The 17,599-nt window shown below is 48.5% G+C and carries 18 protein-coding genes; 3 read left to right on the top strand and 15 right to left on the bottom strand.

The genetic code is table 11. The features are described from left to right. Positions 1-22: 22 nt before the first annotated feature. The 11 genes from ACTG33_RS03585 to ACTG33_RS03635 form a co-directional block, all read right to left on the bottom strand. Positions 23-526, bottom strand: a complete 504-nt coding sequence (locus ACTG33_RS03585) for an NlpC/P60 family protein (protein WP_439133813.1) — start codon at positions 524-526, stop codon at positions 23-25. An 88-nt stretch (positions 527-614) separates the two neighbouring features. Next, positions 615-2,774 carry a GGDEF domain-containing protein gene (locus ACTG33_RS03590; protein ID WP_439133814.1) on the bottom strand — a complete coding sequence of 720 codons (2,160 nt, stop codon included), beginning with the start codon at positions 2,772-2,774 and terminating at the stop codon, positions 615-617. Positions 2,775-3,133: 359 nt separating this feature from the next. Further along, positions 3,134-3,547: a MazG nucleotide pyrophosphohydrolase domain-containing protein gene (locus ACTG33_RS03595; protein ID WP_439133815.1), complete on the bottom strand. Its 414-nt coding sequence runs from the start codon at positions 3,545-3,547 to the stop codon at positions 3,134-3,136. Continuing rightward, positions 3,517-3,966: a GNAT family N-acetyltransferase gene (locus ACTG33_RS03600; RefSeq protein WP_439133816.1), complete on the bottom strand. Its 450-nt coding sequence runs from the start codon at positions 3,964-3,966 to the stop codon at positions 3,517-3,519. Before ACTG33_RS03600 ends, ACTG33_RS03595 begins: the two co-directional genes overlap by 31 nt. Before the next feature lie 64 nt (positions 3,967-4,030). Next, the gene (locus ACTG33_RS03605; protein WP_439133817.1) at positions 4,031-4,735 is read right to left on the bottom strand and encodes a hypothetical protein; all 705 of its coding nucleotides are present in this window, start codon (positions 4,733-4,735) and stop codon (positions 4,031-4,033) included. Between the two features lie 25 nt (positions 4,736-4,760). Then, positions 4,761-5,231, bottom strand: a complete 471-nt coding sequence (locus tag ACTG33_RS03610; RefSeq protein ID WP_439133818.1) for a DUF1294 domain-containing protein — start codon at positions 5,229-5,231, stop codon at positions 4,761-4,763. A 44-nt stretch (positions 5,232-5,275) separates the two neighbouring features. Beyond that, entirely contained in the window at positions 5,276-5,809 is a 534-nt protein-coding gene (locus tag ACTG33_RS03615) for a hypothetical protein (protein ID WP_439133819.1), read from the bottom strand. Positions 5,810-5,937: 128 nt separating this feature from the next. After that, positions 5,938-6,390, bottom strand: coding sequence for an Sbal_3080 family lipoprotein (locus ACTG33_RS03620; RefSeq protein ID WP_439133820.1), 453 nt, complete (start codon positions 6,388-6,390; stop codon positions 5,938-5,940). A gap of 308 nt (positions 6,391-6,698) precedes the next feature. Next, a complete protein-coding gene (gene surE / locus ACTG33_RS03625) occupies positions 6,699-7,574 on the bottom strand; it encodes a 5'/3'-nucleotidase SurE (RefSeq protein ID WP_439133821.1) in 876 nt (291 codons plus the stop codon). Between the two features lie 267 nt (positions 7,575-7,841). Next, positions 7,842-9,194 carry an OprO/OprP family phosphate-selective porin gene (locus ACTG33_RS03630; protein ID WP_439133822.1) on the bottom strand — a complete coding sequence of 451 codons (1,353 nt, stop codon included), beginning with the start codon at positions 9,192-9,194 and terminating at the stop codon, positions 7,842-7,844. 141 nt (positions 9,195-9,335) lie between these two features. Continuing rightward, a complete protein-coding gene (locus tag ACTG33_RS03635) occupies positions 9,336-9,839 on the bottom strand; it encodes an O-acetyl-ADP-ribose deacetylase (RefSeq protein WP_439133823.1) in 504 nt (167 codons plus the stop codon). Positions 9,840-10,090: 251 nt separating this feature from the next. Between ACTG33_RS03635 and ACTG33_RS03640 the strand changes: the two genes are divergently transcribed. From ACTG33_RS03640 to glsA, 3 genes are all read left to right on the top strand, one after another. Further along, positions 10,091-11,497 (top strand): DcaP family trimeric outer membrane transporter, encoded by a 1,407-nt coding sequence (locus ACTG33_RS03640; protein WP_439133824.1) that lies wholly within the window; start codon positions 10,091-10,093, stop codon positions 11,495-11,497. A 92-nt stretch (positions 11,498-11,589) separates the two neighbouring features. Next, positions 11,590-13,371 carry an amidase family protein gene (locus tag ACTG33_RS03645; RefSeq protein ID WP_439133825.1) on the top strand — a complete coding sequence of 594 codons (1,782 nt, stop codon included), beginning with the start codon at positions 11,590-11,592 and terminating at the stop codon, positions 13,369-13,371. Then, positions 13,368-14,483 (top strand): glutaminase A, encoded by a 1,116-nt coding sequence (gene glsA, locus ACTG33_RS03650; RefSeq protein WP_439133826.1) that lies wholly within the window; start codon positions 13,368-13,370, stop codon positions 14,481-14,483. Before ACTG33_RS03645 ends, glsA begins: the two co-directional genes overlap by 4 nt. Positions 14,484-14,495: 12 nt before the next feature. On the opposite strand, the gene ACTG33_RS03655 is transcribed toward glsA, so the two are convergent. From ACTG33_RS03655 to ACTG33_RS03670, 4 genes are all read right to left on the bottom strand, one after another. Further along, entirely contained in the window at positions 14,496-15,326 is an 831-nt protein-coding gene (locus ACTG33_RS03655; RefSeq protein ID WP_439133827.1) for an SDR family oxidoreductase, read from the bottom strand. A 250-nt stretch (positions 15,327-15,576) separates the two neighbouring features. Beyond that, positions 15,577-16,095 carry a DUF1993 domain-containing protein gene (locus ACTG33_RS03660; protein WP_439133828.1) on the bottom strand — a complete coding sequence of 173 codons (519 nt, stop codon included), beginning with the start codon at positions 16,093-16,095 and terminating at the stop codon, positions 15,577-15,579. A gap of 64 nt (positions 16,096-16,159) precedes the next feature. Then, the gene (locus ACTG33_RS03665) at positions 16,160-16,726 is read right to left on the bottom strand and encodes an NnrU family protein (RefSeq protein ID WP_439133829.1); all 567 of its coding nucleotides are present in this window, start codon (positions 16,724-16,726) and stop codon (positions 16,160-16,162) included. 138 nt (positions 16,727-16,864) lie between these two features. Further along, positions 16,865-17,311: a hypothetical protein gene (locus tag ACTG33_RS03670; RefSeq protein ID WP_439133830.1), complete on the bottom strand. Its 447-nt coding sequence runs from the start codon at positions 17,309-17,311 to the stop codon at positions 16,865-16,867. Between the last annotated feature and the right edge of the window lie 288 nt (positions 17,312-17,599).

The following is a 17,599-nucleotide window of genomic DNA, read 5'->3' on the forward strand; positions in this document are numbered from 1 at the left end:
TGATTAAAATCCCGGCTCAGGGTTACCTCACCCTCCTCGAATGCCAATACTTATCCTTCCAGTAATAATCATCCAGTCGAGAAATCATCACGCCTCTGCTGGTCGACGCGTGAAAAAACTTACCGTCCTCAATATAAATGCCAACATGCCGGACTTTAAAACCTGTTTTGAAAAACACCAGATCTCCAGAACGCAACTGGCTACGCTTAACCTTCTCACCGACGATAGCCTGATCCTTAGTGGAACGAGGTAACCGAAGACCGAATTGATCCCGATAAGTGAGATACACCAACCCAGAACAATCAACGCCCCGTCTTGAAAGGCCACCCATCGCATAGCCGGTACCCTTCCACTGTTGATACTGATCATAGAGCTTACGCTGCACCACTCTGGTATCGTTTAAATTAGCCTTACTGGAGTCCAACACCCTCACAGACTGACTGGATGACCCTGTGGGCTGGTGGCTACAGCCCGCCAGCACCGAAACAATAAAAATCACTTTGAATATGAGAAACCACTTGTTCATACAAATCCTTCACCTGCACTGCGATAACAGCGTGCTTTTATCAGTTGAGGGAGCCCCGCTCAGGTTATTGTACGCGTGATTTTTTATATTAGGCCACCCGAATACAGTTGCGGCCACTTTCCTTGGCGTCGTACAACGCGAGATCTGCAAAGTGCAGTAATTTATCAGGATCTTTCGTGTGCGCAGGATAACTGACGATACCGACCGAAAGGGTGACGCCTTCCAATACCTGTCCTTCATAATTAATTTCTGCGTTGGACACTGCGGCGACCAACTGTTCTGCTCGTCGCACACACTCTTCAGTACTGGCCATCGGCATCAGCACCACAAATTCCTCCCCGCCCAAACGACAGGCAATGTCGGCTTGGCGGAAGGATTTTTGCAGCAACCCTGCAATGGTCTTTAGGGCCTCATCCCCTGCAGGGTGACCATGACTGTCATTAAAGGTTTTGAAATGATCAATATCACACATCAGTAACGACAATGGCTGTTGGTTACGCTCTGCGGCAGCGACTTCGTGTTCCAGTACTTCGTCCAGAAAACGCCGGTTCTTTAAGCCGGTCAGGTCATCTTCATACGACAAGCGTTTCAACTCTTCGCGCAAGGCAATGTTCGCCAGCACAACATTGATTCTTTCTACAGCACGCTGTAACAAGGTTATAAAGCCATCACCGATATAGCCATCAGATAATTCCGTCATCGTCACCTGAAGGGTTGCCACGCAGCGGACCACGCCTTTTTGATCCGTGATATTGAATGGGAAACACCCGCCACCCTCATACAGCCTGATGTCTTTTAGCATCACAACGCCAACAGCCGGTATCGAACGATAATCTCCCCAACGTTGGACAACCTTCCAACCGGTTGGCGTAGCAATCCGATACAACCCAGCGAGAGGCTGACAGAGGTCGGCGATAGAATCTCCCAATGTATGAACACCGGAATCCAGAGTATCGGTATTTTCCAGAGACAGAACAATGTCGCTGACTGCTTGCAATTTAAGCTGAAGAAATTGCAGATAGTCCGAACGTAAACGTTCTTTTTCAGCCAGTCTTTCAAATTGCGCTGTTCGCTCTTCAACTTTCATCTCCAACCGAGAATTCAATTCTGCGAGCTGCCTTTGTGTCATAAGGTAATGATGAAATGACAGGCCAATAATGGCCAAAGAAAAAAGCAACGCGCCACTGGAAACCGGTACGTTCATCCATGAGACCCAGTCATGAGCCACCGCCATATCCAGCATCATGACACCACAAAAGCCCAGGTAGGCAAGGATCAATACCTTTTTCTCGCCGGACACCCGATGAAAAACAAACAGTACAGACACCACTAGCAGCAATACCGATATGGTAAAAACCCCATCAAAAATCGGATAAAGCTGGTTCACACCCACCACGCCCAGCACACTGCCGATTGCCGCAACGACGATAAACGCAAGATGGAACCTCCACAGCCAAGTGAAGTGATGCACCTCAACGCTGGCTTTTGAGAGCCAGTCGGCCAACAACATATACATAGGAACCGGAAGGAGAAAGTACGCGTAAGCGCCAATGTAATTCCAGAATAATGGCTGATTCCAAACTAGTTTCATGGCAGAAATATCTCCCATGACCAGTCCAGCAGCTGCCAGCGAAAAAAAGCAAACACAAAGAAACTGTCGACGCTGTCCTTGTAGTACGGCAAACGCGCCTGCCATTAACGCAATTAAAAGCGTGATTCCGGCGACCAAGATGCCTTGCGCGGATTCATCAATGACCTGCTTGAGGATAGCGACCCTTTCGGCGACCTTCACTTCCCCCCAAAAGCCAATCTCCATGTAATCTGAATACACACGAAAGTACATCGTCTTACCGGTGAAGTCCTCTGGCAACGTGATCATATGCCATGGCCAGCCCGCAAACTTACCCACTCCGTTTTCATCAAATTCGCCATGTCGATAAATCCGCTCACCATCCAAATACGCCTCAACCAAAAGATCAACACTGGTGGCATAAAACACAGGGTCGCGCAAATCCGTCTCCGGAAGGGTCACACGGAACCAGATATTATTTTGACCATTTCGGCCAACAGGGTTGGTGGGGTATACAATCGGTGTCCAATCAGCGCTACTTTCCGAAGAACCATTAGGAGAACGGTCAGGAAAAATCCATTTCGGAACACCATCAGCAGTCAACGGAGAATCACCCCAGCGATATTCCCAACCGGTATTGAGTATGGTTTCCTGAATCGGCATATCGACCGATCTCACAGACGAGCAACTTGCAGACGACCAGCCTAACCCCGCCAAAAGCAGCTGCAAAACGCAGAGGACATGAAAATAACGTCGTATCAATGTTGTATCCAAATTAAACGATGAACCCAAGACTTTCTTGCTGACTGGGTATTTTATAAGAGTTTGGATTACATTGTAGACAAGCACAAGATCAAAAAGTTAGTTGTTGCTAACATACAACTAATTCCCTAGTAACCCGCGTCGCACCCCGTGATGAGTACGCGGTAGAAGAAACCTGACAGGCATGGGTTGCTTCTCTGCAAGCCGTTTCGCTGGCTAAAGCCCCGATTGTTGACGCAATGACGAAATCAGGAGCGGTCAATCAAACTGGGTGACTATTGAGCAGCTTGCTCTTGCTCAAGTTTCTTTTTCTGTTTCCGTTTAACGTCCTCCCATGAAATGCCATTTTCGATGGCCGACACACGTTCTTCGTATTTTCGGCATGCCCGTTGGACGATAGAATCCATCTTGACTCCGGCCTCTTTTTCCAAACACAGAATCGCATTTAAACAATCCCATAGCACATCACCCAGCTCGTCTTCGAGGTGACCAATTCGATGTTTTGGCAACTCGTCCAAGACTTCATCTACTTCCTTTTTGATTTCAGACAAATAGGTAGAAGCTCCTGAATACCAGGCATTACTTTTATCGAACTCTGATTTACGTTTGGCTATGTCAAGCAACTTGTCAAAATCTTGCATTTTATTTTCCACTGCGATCAACTGGTTGCCATTTGGTAAGTCACCCAATGGGTTTTCTCCGCAACCTTATCGTAAACGTTCCGGCCTCGGTAGTTATTGTCTGCTGTGATCCAGCGAACAAAGGGCCACCCATGCTGACTAGCTTCTTTTTGTAATGCTTCGTAGAGTGCATCAACAACGCCTTGGCCTCTGACATCTGGCGATACAAATAAATCATCCAAAAAACCCACATGTGAACCGCGTAGAGGTGAAGGCATTGCCCGATAATGCATGAGTCCCAGGCTATGATCGGATTCGTCTTTGGCAACAAGGCAATAAAACTTATTATCTGGATCAAAAATCCATGACCAGACCGTGTTGAGAGTCTCGTCATTCATTGGCATGTTATAGAAATCTGCATAGGCGCAATACAGCTTTTCCCAGGCATTTCTATCACTTTCAGAAAGTGGTTCTACGGTAATCTTCATACTGTTCCTGTTTAGCTAATACGTTTCTATTTAGCCAGCATGCTTCTATTTAGGGAATAGGTTCCTAGTCAGCATCTTTAAACAACTCACCCGCTCTTTTCGACACCAAATCGATACCTGCATCCAAAATAGGAGAGATAAAGTCAGATGCCTTTTCCATTAGTGCTTCACCGGTATCAGAAGCGACTTTACAAGCCACTTTCTTGAAGGTGGCTTTCAGGACGCCCTGAAATGACGTGTCTGGCGCACCTGCTGCGACTAACGCTTCTTTGATATCATCCTGCTCTTGCTCAGTAAGGTATGACTCTATCAACGCGGCAACTGCGTCCAGCCCGAGTTTCACAATACTCGGGGAAAACGAACCATCGGATACGTAGCCCAGTTTCTTAACCTGTGACCGAAGATGATCTGACACCAATGGATTTTCAACTTCCAGGACGTACAGGTCGCCATTTTTTTGAATAAGCGGCCTTTTCAAAAGGTCTTTCACCTTTTCATTCAAGTCATCATCAGAGGATCGGCGAAGCTCTCTGTCATAGATCAGTCTACGCGCTTTGGAACGAGTGATTTTTAGCTTTGACACAAGCTCATACAGCTCTGGTGCATCGTCAATCGCGTTTAGCTTTTCCAGAACGTTAAGGACGATCAATTCCACTTCATTCTTGGGTAAAGCACCGAATGCAGGATTCATGTAGCTTTGAAGAAAATAGGAGAGTGCCGATTTCGCCTCTTCTTCGGATGCCGAATTAACGATTTTATTGATATCCACTCAATACATCCCTGTTTTTATGTGGTTAATGGCTCAAGAATGGGTGACGAGGCCGATATTGCGTCAGAAACAATACCACGTCATTGGCTCGGGATGATTGTATATTTGCCATCGCCATATTTTCCAGGTGGAACAATCCATTGTGTAACTGATTATTGCCCTGAGAGCTGTGTAACCAAACAAACGCTGCCGAGTTCGCCAGGACTGTAATCCAGAACACCACAAGGAAACTCACTTTCTTGGTTTTATGGCGCAATCTTGCCTGAGCGATCAAGGCTCCTGGCCAACCGCAACAAAGAGCTAACCCGTGCAGTGTTTTTTCCGGAACTCGCCAATCGCCCTTGATGGCGGCTTTTTTGTCTTTTGCGTAAAAGCGATAGGTTATCAGGCTGGCTAAGACGAACACCATCAACACCAAAACCGGGGTGTAGCCTAAGTAATAGGACAAACCAACTAGGGCTACGAACATCATAGAAAGAGCGTATTGGAATTTCATTTTAGGCTTATTTTTATCAATAAAGGGGGCAACGGAGTAGTGTATTAAATATGAACTTTTAGGTAGTCAGTAAACTCCAGAACATTTTTTGCAATATTGACAGCTCTAGCCCTTCTATGTCTCTTTGCACCCGAAAAGAACCATTCATCACTACCTGCTTCAGTATATATGGTCTTTTCTAATATTTTATTTTTCCTTTGATCATAAACCGTGTATTTCACTTGCAGCTTTCCTTCGAAATTACCAAAACTCATAGGAGCCTGACTAGCAACTTCTATATTTGCATTAATAATATAAGGACTAGCTCCACTACCCTCAAAGATATTAGCTTTATTAATTGCTATGCGCAGAGACTCCTTAAGAGACTCGTCTAATTTTTCATGGTTATTAATTCTAGTGTTTATGTCTGAATTTATAGAATATCCGCTATTAATTAACGGACTCTCCAACACTTCAGTGTTAACCAATAAGTCCTTAGCAACTTTTGGTCCAGCACATCCGGTCAATAACACAGAAAACATCAGTAATAAGATTAGTGAACGAACACAAAAAATTAATCTAGATTTCTGGGATTGCATTAAAATTCCTTTTGACAATAGAACAAACAATTATTCTGGGGAAGTGAATTTTGAAAAAGCAGTATAAGGAGAGCTGCGACCTTATTGATTTGAAAAGCTGACTATTAACGTTTACCTTACTACCGTTATCATCCCACCTTCAAAAACCACAACCCCGCCATCTCAATCTGAATCAACTCATTGACCAATTCACGCACCTTTTCTTCAGCATCAATGAACTTACCCATGTTCCCGCCGCCACGTCTTGAATCGTAGACCGCTTCGCCATCCAATACGCCGCGGTGATAGACTTTGATATCGGCGTAGGACATATACAAAGCCATATCCCAGCTCCAGCTGGCGGTGTAGGTTGAAGTCCATTCGCAGGAGTCCGGAACGGAGTTTGCGCTGACGACCTGGTGAGCGATGCCTTTGTCGGTTAAAGCGGCTCGATATTCGGCTAAAAAGCCTTCGCGAACTTTGGGGTTTTCAATAATGCAGAGCTGATGTTGATTGGCTAACTGGGCGGGTTCGACGTTTTGGGTAATGGTGCAAGCCGAGAGTAGAGACACGGCGACGATAAGGGCCAGGGTTTTGTACATGGTTCACTATCCTTTTTGTTATGGTTTCGACGCATTGATCGATATCGACACAATCCGTTTGTGGTTGATCTCTAGGAGTTAACGATCTGTTTCGGGTGAAACGAGATATGTACTTGCGGGATGGCGGTTACGGAATAACGACTATTTGAGGATCTTGTAGAGGTCAAGCTGCCGAGGCAGACATACCGTGCTATCCGATGCACGCTGTCGCGTAAAATCTCCTTTAATGAAAACTGATACTACCGGAAGGTATCGGGCTTGCCAATAGCGTTATGGGCCAGCGAGGTCTGACCCGTAGCTGTTAACAGTCAGTCGTTCAGCGTCTCAACCAATTCCTTCGGCAGCACGCTCTCCCAATTGTGCGCGGTGTAGTCACCGTCGATAGGGACGATGGTGATGTAGCCATCTTGCAGTGCAAAGGTGTCCTGGGTTTTGGCGCTTTCGATCATGGTGACTGGCATGGCGCCTTTATCGGAGAAGTTCACTCCGATGTCGTGGCCGTGACGGTAGATGCCGCTACCTTTCACTTTGTCTTTGGTCACGGTTGGGTAGTTCACATTGAGCGCAATGCCTGTCGGCAGCAGTGGAGCGTCTTTACCAGCCGTTTTTTCACCAGCCAAGCCTTCCAGACTGGCGATCAGTCGCACCATATACTCTGAAATTTCTTTGGCGTGCTGAAGATTGGCTTCGGAATCCGCTTCGGATGTTTGATCGAGCAGGTTACTGCTGATCGCAATGGCGGGAATTGGCTCACCCGCCAGGTGCAGTACTGCCACGGTGGCACCGACAGTTCCAGAGAATGACGAGAGCACGCCAATATTGGCTCCTTCATTAATGCCGGAGATAATCAGTTGGGGGCGTTCCGGCATGACGTCTTTGATACCTAACAGGGCAGCGGTCGCCGGTGTGCCTTTGACCGAGTAGACATCGTCCGAGTGCTTGATCACCGCCTTGTCACCACTTCTTAAAGCGCCCAGAGACAGAGCAGCGGCTTTGCCACTTTGGTTCTCATCCGGTGCAACCATGGTCACACTGTGCCCTGCTTTTTTCAGGGTGGCTTGCAGGGTGCGTACCCATGGGTGCTGATAGCCATCGTCGTTGGTGAGCATGATGGTCAGTGCCGAAGCTGGTTGGACGGAAAGTACTGTCAACGCGAAAGCAATAAAGACGGGTCGAATGGACACGGGGCAATTCCTCTAATTAAGGGGCAAAATTGAGAATGGAAAACATGATGTTTGCTGTCGGGATTATTCTCTGCGGGTGCGTCGTCAAGTTATCATCAGCGTCGCAGATTTATTATTAGTGATCGCTATTTCTGTTAGCGGCCGTCATTTTTTGTTAGTAATAGCCATTATCGGACACCGGATTAAAATAGCAACGCACTGGAGTCCAATCGCTCGAATGGAAAGTTTTACTTCAGCCACAGACAAGTTTTATCAACACCGATGTTATCAACGCAGTGACCACTGCAACCGAAGCGCCGCGATCCACGGGTCCTGGCCGTCAAATTCACTGCCGGCGCGATCCACGTCGAGCACTTTGATCAGGTTGGCCTGAATCCGTACTTGTTTGTTCAGATACCAGTTCATTCCCACTGACAGGTTGCGCTGACGACCACCGACGACATCCTGATCGTTGAGGTCTACGGTACTGGCTCGTACCGCTAATTCCCATGCACCCCAGCCGCCCTCACCCACCGCTTCAGAGGGGTTAACCGAAGCGAACTCACCGGCTGCAGAGTTGTAATTTCGGGTTTCACCGGTCAGAAGCCAACTGGCAAAAAAATAGCTGCCATAAAAAAAGACATTGTCTTCATGGTCACGCTCGACGCGGCTGGCCAACACCTCCGCCTGCCAGGAAAAGGGGCCCATCACACGATTGGCTTCTACACCTACTCGGACAATATCTTCAGCACCGGTAATATCGCCGGTATCAACAAAGTGCTCTTCGGTGATACCCACTTCCGGCAGAGAGCGAAAGCGGGTATTGTCTTCATCCGCATTAGTTCGATAAGACACCGAGACCCCCGCCCACACTCGGCGAAGATTAAACCTTCCGGTTGTCACGTCTGAGTCCAGGTCCAAGGGCGCGTGCATATAACGCAGCACAATCGATTGTCCTTTTTCCTGCTGGCCTTCGTCATCAGGACTGAACAGATAAAGACCCGCACTCAAAATACTATCCGTAGTGCGCTTGTGAATGCTAACACCCGCACTGCGTCGGGTGGATAACGCCTCGACTGGCAATGCGCGTTCCATAAACGTTAACGCCATGCGACCGGTCATGTTTTCCAGACTGTAAGCTGGTTGCTGAATGCCGAACGTCGCCTGCATGGTTTTCCAACCGGTGTAGACAAAGTAGGTATCACCCACATCAAACTGGCCTTCGCTGTTCCAGCTTCCCTGAACTTTGGCCGACCACTCTTTACCAAACGAACGGTAAAAGGTCATTCGTGCCAACCGCAAGATTGCGGAAGCATCTTCGGGCTCGTTATTGAGCGGCGCATCGCCTTGCAAATCAGCGCCCCAACGAATTCCCAACAACGGTATTTTCTTATCTACCAGTAACGACCGAACCGGTTTGAAGGTGGTGTCTTTTAAGCCTTGGAGTAAGCGAACCTGATTGATTTCCGGATCCGTCGTTTCAGTATTGACGTCGTTGTCCAGAGTCAGAACGTCCGTTGGATCTGTTTCCTCAGTTTCATCCTTGATGTTATTTTCTTCGGAGGTGCTACTGTCATTTACCACACTGACACGATTGTCAGATTTTTTGATAAGTGTTGTTTGTGCAACAACTGACGACATAACACACAGACACATCAACGCCATCATCGCTGAAGGAAATATTAGTCTGACAATTCGCCACGTCGCCATAGAGACGGTTCATTCGAGAAAAGGAGAAATAAAAGTGTAGCAGGGGTTTGGCAGACGCATTATGCGATCGGGCTAACGCAAAATTGCGTCATAGCAGGCTTTAATATCGGCACCAAAACACACAAATATAACTTCATTTAATGAATCACCCTCTGCCAAACACTCTCTAACAGTATCAACGGCAATTTCGCAGGCACGATCAATCGGAAATCGATAGACGCCGCAACTGATCGCAGGAAAGGCAATGGATCTAATGTTATGTGCTTCAGCCAGTTTCAGTGATTCTCGATAACAGGACGCCAGTAGCGATTCTTCGTTATAGTCACCACCATTCCAGACGGGGCCAACCGTGTGAATGATAAATCGGGCTGGCAATTGGTAGCCTTTGGTAATTTTTGCCTGTCCAGTTTCACAACCGCCCAGGGTTTTACATTCTTCCAACAACTCCGGACCTGCCGCCCGATGAATGGCACCATCCACTCCGCCACCACCCAAAAGGCTGGTATTCGCTGCATTGACGATAGCACCAATATTCAGTTTTGTAATATCACCTTCAGTAATCTTTAAGTTACTCATAACTTCCCTCCTTCTTCTACTGTGCAACGAATCAGTGAATGAATCACAAACTGATTTCACACTGCATGACATTTAATTCATTTTTCTTGTTGTGCATGGCTCATTTTCAACCAAATTTTCGCCAGCATTGTGCTAAAACCGGAAAGTCTAATAACTTCTTCTATACTCTTTGTGACCGAGACGGATCCCATATGTTTTATTGAATAAAATCTTAATTAAAAATACATTATTTAAGAACGGAGTCATTCAACATGTCGTTGCCAGCCAACCTGTACCGGCCATTACTTCTTCTAGCGCTACCTTTATCCATACCAAGTTTGGCTGACGACAGCGCTCGTATCCAGGCACTGGAGAAACAACTTCAGCAACAACAAGCGCTCATGCAACAGCAGCAGCAGATGTTAAATCAAATGCAGCAGGAAATTAAACGTCTCAAGGGCGGACAGCCTGCACTGGTTCAATCCGATTCCAGCCAGATACCAACTCGATCATCAACAGCCTCTACGCAAGCCACAACACAGCAGATAGCGATTGAAAAGCCACGCACGTCCGTTACCGCTTATGGGCACTTGCAACTGGATATGATTCACGATTTCAACCGCGTCGATCCAGATTACGAGGCGACCCTGCGCCCTTCTACTATTCCAACCAATGACGGTCGATACGGACAGGATGGATCAAGCTTGCTGAGTGTGCGTCAGAGTCAAATGGGGTTGCGAGGATCCACCGAGACACCGATGGGTGAAGTCAAAGGCTGGTTTGAATTCGATATGTTTGGCACGGGAAACAACACTGGTGACACCACCTTTAATCTGCGTCACGCCTGGGTAGAAATCGGCGGACTGGGTTTTGGTCAAACCAACTCCACTTTTATGGACATCTCTATCTTCCCCAACGTCATCGACTGGTGGGGACCATCGGGCATGGTCTTTAACCGTAACCCTCAGATTCGCTACACCTGGTTCGGTGACAATAACGAGATTGCTGTCGCCCTGGAAAAACCCAATGGCAGTTTCAACACCGGTATTTTTGGTCAGCTATCGCCGGTTATTGATGAGCGAGCCAGCGTTCGCACGGAATACCCAGACTTAACCTCGCACTATCGCAGTGAACACGACTGGGGCCACTGGCAACTGGCCGGTGTCTTGCGCAAACTGGAATTTGAAACGACCTGTCCCGGTGATCCGTCTACTTGTCTGCCAGACAATCACCCCAGGACCGAAGAAACCGGCTGGGGCGTTAACCTGACCGGTTCCATCAATACCGTAGGACAAGATCAATTGAAGTTTGGGGTCGTCTACGGTGAAGGTATCGCCAGCTTTATGAACGATGGCGGTGTAAACCTGGCTCCTGGTGATAACACCATCGAGGCGGTTCCCGTACTGGGCACCACCCTGTACTACGACCGCTACTGGTCCAACCGCTGGAGCTCATCCATTGGTGTGTCCATCAATGACGCCGATGTTCGCAATCAACAAGCCGACGAAGAATTCGATAAAGGCACCTACGCCAGTGTCAACGTACTCTACACCCCTTATCCCGAGTTCCTGATTGGCCTTGAAGCACTCTATGGAGAGCACAAAGATGTGGGCGGCAATGTCGGCGAAGATTTCCGCACGCAGCTGACCTTCAAACACAAATTCTCAGCCAGCTTCTAAAACTAGCTTGTTGTTAAAACCAGTCAGCTTAAAACCAGGCAGTTTAAAGCCAGTTAGCTTAAAACCAGTCAGTTTAAAAAAGGGAGAGCAACATGCAGCGCAAGACATTATCGGTACTGGTAATGGCAGCCATGATAGGGCTGTCAGGATGTAGCAAAGAAGAAGTACCAGCGCCGCAGGATGAAATCATAACACCGGAGCAGAGTGCTTCTGCCGAATCAAAGGAACAGGCACCGTCCACCCTGCCCGCTAGCGCTGAAACTTTTAGCGTCGTTGAAGCCAGCTTCAGCGATATGCAAGCCGCTATGGACGAGGGACGAACCACCTCGGAAGCTATCGTTCAGCAATATCTGACCCGTATCGAGCAGTACAACCCACTTCTGGGCGCCGCCATCACCATTGCCGATGATGCACTGGCACAGGCGCGCAAGCTGGATCAGGAACGGGCCAATGGCAACGTCAGAGGTCCACTGCACGGTATCCCCATCGCCCTGAAAGACAATATACACACCACCGATATGCCTACCACCGGAGGCGCTCTGGCGTTTGAGGATTTTACACCGCCCTACGAAGCCACACTGGTGGATAACCTGCGTGAAGCCGGGGCCATCATCATAGCCAAAACCACGCTCACCGAACTGGCTAACTGGGTCGCCACTGGAATGCCCAACAACTACAACGCGGTGAACGGTTATGGCTACAATCCCTATGATCCGCGCATGGACCCTCGCGAGGGTTTTAATGACGGTCGCGGCGTGCTGGACACCGGTGGCTCCAGCTCGGGCATTGGAACCGCAGCCAACTTGTGGGCCGCCAATGTCGGCACAGAAACGTCGGGGTCGTTGGAAATCCCATCAAATAATACTCGCCTTGTGGGCATTAAACCGACCGTGGGTCGTGTGAGCAGATACGGCATCATCCCCATTACAGCTGATCAGGATACCGCCGGAGCTATGGCCAAGACCGTAGCCGATGCAGCCACCTTACTGGCTGCGATGGAAAGCGACGACAGTAATGATCCGGATACCGGCGTTTGCCCGCCCCCCGGTGACGACGGCTACAGTGAACACTTCCTGAAGGATGGGCTGCAAGGTGTTCGTATCGGCATCCCACGAGCTTTTTACTATGAAGCGTTCACACCACCCGGTGAAAACAAACCCCGCGGAGGTCTCACAGAAGCTCAGGCCGAAGTCATGAAAAACGCCATCGCCGCCTTAAAAGTGGCAGGTGCCACCGTGGTGGATCCGGCCAATATTCCCAGTGTGACCAGCGGAGATCCCGATGCAAATCAATTGCTGTTTGGCAACTGTTACGACACTCCACAAGGTAAAGGGGGAGACACAAACTGCTCCGTCGTTATGAAATACGGCATGAAGCGGGATTTCAATAAATGGCTTGATAGTCTCGGCGACAGCGCTCCTGTCGAGTCCTTAACCGCGCTGCGTGAATTTAACGAAGCGCACCGTGAAGAGAACGCCATCAAGTACGATCAAGCTGAACTGGACATTTCTGATCAGATGGATGTGTACGATGATCGTGAACGCTATAACGCCGATCGTGAAAAAGATATTTTACTGACTCGCACATTGGGGATCGATGCCGCAATGAAAGAACATCAATTGGACGCTCTGATGTTTCCCGCGTGGTACGGTGAAAACATCATCAACAAGGCCGGTTACCCTGTGATCGCAGTGCCCTTCTCCGAAGTACCTAACACACTCGACCCACCACTGCCGGAAGGCTTTGATCCCAAGCCCATCCCCTTTGGCGTGACATTTGTCGGCACCGCCTGTAGCGAGGGCAAGCTGATTGAGATGGCCTACGGATTTGAACAGGCCACTCTGGGACGCAAGCCACCGGAAGTTGCGCCATGAGCAGGTATTTGCACAAAGTTTCTATTCTGTGCGTCGCTCTGCTGGCTCTGGGGGTTTTTCAGGCCAGCTTTGCCAGGGCAGCTTCTGACCAGAACACGTCATCCCAGAACTCTTCAAACCAGAACTCTTCAAACCAAAGTTCTCAAATCCAGAATTCTCAAATTCAGAGCTCTCAGATTCAGAATACAGACGACATCCAGGCGGCTTTGGATTCGGCTTATGAACGTTTCAAGAATCTGAAAGACGGAGAAACCGCCCAGTATATTCCCGCATTGGCTGAGGCCGATCCGGATCACTTCGGGTTGGCCATCATTACCGTCGATGGTCAGGTGTTTACCAAAGGCGATGCGAATCAGGCGTTCGCGATTATGAGTGCGGCCAAACCTTTCACCCTGGCCCTGCTACTCACCCAAACCAGTCCTGACTTTGTTCTGCAGAAGATTGGTGTGGAACCTACCGGCCTGCCCTTTAACTCCCTGAGCGGTATCGAACCGGACGCCCCCAATACAATCAATCCACTGGTCAACGCAGGAGCCATCACTGCTGTCAGTCTGTTAAAGGCCAACAGCGGCGAACAACGCTGGCAGCAAGTCCGCGATATGTATCAACGCTTTGCCGGTGAACCGCTGCCATTGATGCAAGACGTCTATGAGTCGGTAGGCAAAAGCAATTATCACAACCGCGCCATCGCCAACCTGTTGCAAAACAGTCAGATGCTCGGGGCATCCCCGGAGGAGACTCTGGATGTGTATAACAAGCAGAGCTGTGTCGCGGTAACCGCAAGACAACTGGCCACCATGGGGGCGACGCTTGCCAATGCCGGCACCAATCCGATCACCGGTGAAAACGTACTGGCAGCAGATCAGGTTGAGAAAGTGTTGGCGCTGATGACGATGAACGGTTTTTACAACGAATCCGGCTGGTGGGCCTATACCGCGGGTCTACCGGCGAAAAGTGGTGTCGGCGGTGGAATCGTCGCGATTGCCCCCGGCAAGATGGCGCTGGTGGGTTACTCACCCCGTTTGTCACCCGCTGGCAATAGCGTGCGGGCCATGAAAGCCCTGCAAGCGATATCAGAAAATTTAAAGTTGAGTGTGTTTGATCCGGAATAGATTAGATAAATATCACAACTTGGACGCGGCCACCCCACCATCACACAAAACATCCACGCCAGTCAGGAAGCCCGCTTTCGAACTGGCGCAAAAGGCCAGAACTTCAGCGATCTCTTCCGGTTTTCCAAAACGTTTTAAAGCCGACATATCGACCAATGCCGCGCCGCCGTGATCTTCTTCCAAACGCCCCATTTCGGTATCAAACAAACCGGGGGATACCGACACGACGCGAGCGCCCTTTGCACCAAACCGTGAGGCTTCGGTCTTGCTGTACCAGGCCACAAAGTGTTTGCTGATGCAGTACGCCAGACCAGAACGATGTTTTTTCGGCAACAGTTTGCAGGGAAACAGTGCCTTTTTCACAAAGGCCTCCCGATTCGTTCTCGCATGGCGGTAACTTCGTGTCGGCACCATCATAGCAGGCACCAAATGCGCAGAATTGGAAGAGACATTCACCAAAGCAAAGCCTTCTTTGGCAACGTTGTAAAAAGCATTACTGATGTTGATCGTACCCAGGGCGTTTACTTTCATGATGATATTGGGATCGCCCATTTGCGGGCTCAAACCCGCTGTGTGAATGACGGCTTTCACTTGACCCACATCAGCGGCGTGAGCCGCCAGAGCATCTACCGCCTGTTCATCAGTGATGTCACAGATAACCGATTCACAACTGACACCCAGCTCTTGCAAGGTCTTAACGGCACTGTCTAGTCTCTGTTGATTAACATCGCAAATAATAACGTGATGGTCAGTGCCCATGATCTTGGCCGTGGCCAACCCCATGCCACCCGCACCACCAGTGATAACCGCTACCGGCTTAATGGTCGTCTCTGTATTCGTCATTGTTATTCTATTCGCCTCTGAATATCACTTTGTGGCCTGACCAATCAATAATTATGGAGTTTATTGATTATTGGGACTATTGAATATTGGGATTGCTGATTATAGAGGCTACAGAACTGCAGAGACTAATCGACTTGTGATGTCAGAGGCATACAAACGAGTCTGCTTTGGTAATAAACGAAAAAATCGTCCTCCCAGAAAACCAAACATCGATAAAAACGGTTAACACCATGACCGGTCAAGCAGATGCTTAGAGTTTTCGCATCCTGCCCATATAATCTGCCTTACCAATTTTCACGCCTTTTGCACGCAAGATATCGTAGGCAGTGGATGCGTGAAAATAAAAATTCGGCTGAGAAAACGACAACAGAAAATTGTCTGCGGTAAACTTCAGTTCAAAGTCACCCATTTTGAACATCATCGGCTGACCAATAGCCGTCTCCAAAGTTTCTTCATCCACAGTTTCTAAAAACTCAACCGCCTGATCAATGCATTGGTGCAGTCCAGAAAAATCTTCGGGCGGTGGATTTAAATCTGGTGAAAAAACACCTTTAGACAAACTTTGGATAGCGACTGCAGAATGTACCGCAGTTGATTTAATCTGATAGGCAAAAGGCAGCATGTCATCGGCCAGACTCTCATGAAGCAGAGTCTCCTCTGAAATATCATTGTCTCGACAAAAGTCCTCGGCCTTCTTGAGAAGGTGTTTCATGGAACCCAGTAATTGCAAACAGGAAGGCACAAAAGCAGCGTGCAGTGATAAAGGCATAGTCAATTCTCCTGAGCATGAACAATAAGTGCTTTAATATTTTCAACGTGTATTCTTAATCGGTTTAGCCCATCAGACGAACGCCCGATAAATACTGGTGGAAGTGAACCACTCCCCCTGCGATCACAAGCGCAACGATCGTACTGACAATAGACTTGAACCAACCAACGGGTTCAGGTCGTGTCCATTCTCTCCCGTCACGGCGATTGATAAAGATGACTTCCAGTACCGCCCAAATCAGCAGGCTACCAAACAGAATCATTGACCGAGTGTCGCCATTACTCAACAAGTGCGCAATCGCCCAGAGTTTAACCCCGGTTAACTGCGGGTGACGAATAACACGTTTTATATCCGTGGGCAGTCGTGCTGCAAAAAAGAATACAAAAGCAATGGGTACCAGAGCCATGGTTAAATGACGCACACCTGTCGGCGGCACCAAAATTATTGAGGGTATGGTTGCTTTCCAGCCAAAGATAATCATCATCAATGACAACAAAACCACCAGAGAAAACAGGCCTTTCCAGGGCAGCAGTCCCACTTTGTTGACAACCGCAACTTTAAACTGCGGCATTAGGGCTAATGACAGATGGGATAAAGACCAGAGCAGAACCCCCAAAATCAGTAATATCACAAGTTCCTCCTACCCAGACCGGGAACGGCCAATCTATTATTTTTATTGATATTTGATCTTCGTAAACACGCTTCTTATACAGAGAGCATCAGCTACACTATAGCTGCTATTCCCCCAGTTAAAAACGCAGGTTGGCAGTTAAAAACGCAGGTTGGAACGTTCGCTGGATTGCGAACTCTTCCCATCCCCAGGCCCACAAAGGTCAATCAGATGCTGAGACAAGGTTTCGGAATCCTCAACAAACTCCGTCGAGGTTATCACTTGACCGTCCAGGCTGAGCACCGTTACCTGATCGTCACGTACCGGAAGAGCAGCCGTAGCGTCACCCTCCCAATCCAACCAGATTGGGTAGGCATAATCACGCAGCTTGGGAACTGCGACCAGTTGACTGATGATACTGGGCATACCGCTGATATTCGCCAGATACACCAGTTTACCGCTATTCAGACAGGCGGTGTCGATGCCTTCGAAACTTTCATAGACCCGTTCTTTAGCCTCCATGCCGCTTACGAACAACAGGGTTTTCATGGTGTCCTGATGGGTAAACGGATTGTCGTTCTGATCCTTTATTCCTGTTAAATCCAACGAATCTCCCGTCGATAACTGCGTTACCGGTTTAGAAGCACACCCAATAAAAAAGGCGCTTGTCATAAGCAACGTTAAACTCAGCAGTTTTTTAACAGCTGTCATATCAACCATATACACATTACTCCAGCAGAAAATGTCTGTTGATCGTGTCGTCAACGATCCTGTCTAAATACACTAAACCATAGAGTACAGCTTTACGGGCATAACGACATCTTCAAACCGTGCCTAAACAGGCGATAGCGATTGATCCGACTATACTGAAATCTATTCCAACCACGATGGTGT

This window comes from Pseudomaricurvus sp. (assembly GCF_965662505.1).
GTDB lineage: Bacteria > Pseudomonadota > Gammaproteobacteria > Pseudomonadales > Cellvibrionaceae > Pseudomaricurvus.